The sequence below is a fragment of the Pseudomonas sp. Pseusp11 genome (assembly GCF_047304405.1).
GTDB lineage: Bacteria > Pseudomonadota > Gammaproteobacteria > Pseudomonadales > Pseudomonadaceae > Aquipseudomonas.
In genome coordinates this window covers 1-2,960 of sequence record NZ_JBGLZF010000089.1, presented here as the reverse complement: position 1 = coordinate 2,960, position 2,960 = coordinate 1, and the positions used below count along the sequence as shown (strand labels likewise).

At 64.0% G+C, this 2,960-nt stretch carries 1 protein-coding gene; it reads left to right on the top strand.

Annotated elements, in window-relative coordinates:
* Positions 1-2,960 (top strand): VCBS domain-containing protein (locus ACCC96_RS30255; RefSeq protein WP_413697738.1); only part of this gene is annotated, 2,960 nt, incomplete at both ends.

The window sequence follows — 2,960 nt, the reverse complement described above, 5'->3', positions numbered from 1 at the left end:
AGCGACATCGATCACAATGCCACCGCCACCTGGTCGATCAATGGCTCGGCAACCGGAACCTACGGCTCGATCGCCGTCGACGGCACGGGCCAATGGACTTACACCCTGGCCAACGGCACCAATGGCGTCGCCAGTGCCGTGCAATCGTTGCAGGCCGGCGAGAGCCATAACGAGGTGTTCACCATCCAGGTCAGCGACGGCCTGGGTGGCGTCGACACCCAGCAGGTGACCGTCACCGTCACCGGCAGCAACGACGCGCCGGTGCTCAGTTTCGCCAACGGCAACGATGCCGGCACCGTGCAGGAAGACAGCACCCTCAGCGTCAGCGGCCAGTTCAGTTCAAGCGACATCGATCACAATGCCACCGCCACCTGGTCGATCAATGGCTCGGCAACTGGAACCTACGGCTCGATCGCCGTCGACAGCACGGGCCAATGGACCTACACGTTGGCCAACGGCACCAATGGCGTCGCCAGTGCCGTGCAGTCGTTGCAGGCCGGCGAGAGTCACGACGAAGTGTTCACCATCCAGGTCAGCGACGGCTTGGGCGGCGTCGACACCCAGCTGGTGACCGTCACCGTCACCGGCAGCAATGACGCACCGGTACTCAGCTTCGCCAGCGGCAACGATGTCGGCGCCGTGCAGGAAGACACCACCCTCAGCGTCAGCGGCCAGTTCAGCTCGAGCGACATCGATCACGCGGCCACGGCGACCTGGAGCATCGCCGGAACAGCTACCGGCACTTACGGCTCGATCGCCGTCGACAGCACTGGCCAGTGGACCTACACCCTGGCCAACGGCACCGATGGCGTCGCCAGTGCCGTTCAGTCACTGCAGGCCGGCGAGACTCACAACGAAGTGTTCACCATCCAGGTCAGCGATGGCCTGGGTGGCGTCGACACCCAGCTGGTGACCGTCACCGTCAGCGGCAGCAACGACGCCCCCGTGCTCAGTTTCGCCAGCGGCAACGATGCCGGCAACGTGCAGGAGGACACCAGCCTCAGCGTCAGCAGCCAGTTCAGCTCGAGCGACATCGACCATGCGGCCACCGCCACCTGGAGCATCGCCGGGTCCAATACCGGCACTTATGGCTCGATCGCCGTCGACAGCAACGGTCAATGGACCTACACCCTGGCCAACGGTACCAATGGCGTCGCCAGTGCCGTGCAATCGTTGCAGGCCGGCGAGACTCACAACGAAGTATTCAGCGTGCAGGTCAGCGATGGCCTCGGCGGTGTCGACACCCAGCAGGTGACCGTCACTGTCACCGGCAGCAACGACGCCCCAGTGCTCAGTTTCGCCACCGGCAACGATGCCGGCAACGTGCAGGAGGACACCACCCTCAGCGTCAGCGGCCAGTTCAGCTCGAGCGACATCGATCACAATGCCACCGCCACTTGGAGCATTGCCGGGTCCAATACCGGCAGCTACGGCTCGATCGCGGTGGACGGCACCGGTCAATGGACCTACACCCTGGCCAACGGTACCGATGGCGTCGCCAATGCGGTGCAATCGCTGAAGGCCGGCGAGACTCACAATGAAGTCTTCACCATCCAGGTCAGCGATGGCCTCGGCGGTGTCGACACCCAGCAAGTGACCGTCACCGTCACCGGCAGCAACGACGCGCCGGTGCTCAGCTTTGCGTCGGGTAATGATGTCGGCGCGGTGCAGGAAGACACCACCCTCAGCGTCAGCGGCCAGTTCAGCTCGAGCGACATCGACCATGCAGCCACTGCCACCTGGTCGATCAATGGCTCGGCAACTGGAACCTATGGCTCGATCGCCGTCGACAGCAGCGGCCAATGGACCTACACCCTGGCCAACGGCACCAATGGCGTTGCCAGTGCGGTGCAATCGTTGCAGGCCGGCGAGAGCCATAACGAAGTGTTCAGCGTGCAGGTCAGCGATGGCCTCGGCGGTGTCGACACCCAGCAGGTGACCGTCACTGTCACCGGCAGCAACGACGCCCCAGTGCTCAGTTTCGCCACCGGCAACGATGCCGGCAACGTGCAGGAGGACACCACCCTCAGCGTCAGCGGCCAGTTCAGCTCGAGCGACATCGATCACAATGCCACCGCCACTTGGAGCATTGCCGGGTCCAATACCGGCAGCTACGGCTCGATCGCGGTGGACGGCACCGGTCAATGGACCTACACCCTGGCCAACGGTACCGATGGCGTCGCCAATGCGGTGCAATCGCTGAAGGCCGGCGAGACTCACAATGAAGTCTTCACCATCCAGGTCAGCGATGGCCTCGGCGGTGTCGACACCCAGCAAGTGACCGTCACCGTCACCGGCAGCAACGACGCGCCGGTGCTCAGCTTTGCGTCGGGTAATGATGTCGGCGCGGTGCAGGAAGACACCACCCTCAGCGTCAGCGGCCAGTTCAGCTCGAGCGACATCGACCATGCAGCCACTGCCACCTGGTCGATCAATGGCTCGGCAACTGGAACCTATGGCTCGATCGCCGTCGACAGCAGCGGCCAATGGACCTACACCCTGGCCAACGGCACCAATGGCGTTGCCAGTGCGGTGCAATCGTTGCAGGCCGGCGAGAGCCATAACGAAGTGTTCAGCGTGCAGGTCAGCGATGGCCTCGGTGGCGTCGACACCCAGCAGGTGACTGTCACCGTCACCGGCAGCAACGACGCCGCCGTGCTGTCCTCGGCCAATGTCACACTGACCGAAACCAATGCTCCGCTGACTACGGGTGGTAGCCTGACCGTCAGTGATATCGACAGCCCGGAAAGCTTCCACACGCAAACCAACACCGCCGGCAGCTACGGCCAGTTCTCCATCGGCACCGACGGAGCCTGGACCTACGTCGCCAACTCCGCGCACAACGAGTTCGCCGCCGGCACCACCTACACCGACACCTTCGCGGTGAGCAGTGCCGACGGCACCCTCACTTCGGTCACCGTGCACATCCTCGGTACCAACGATGCGGCCGTGCTGTCCGC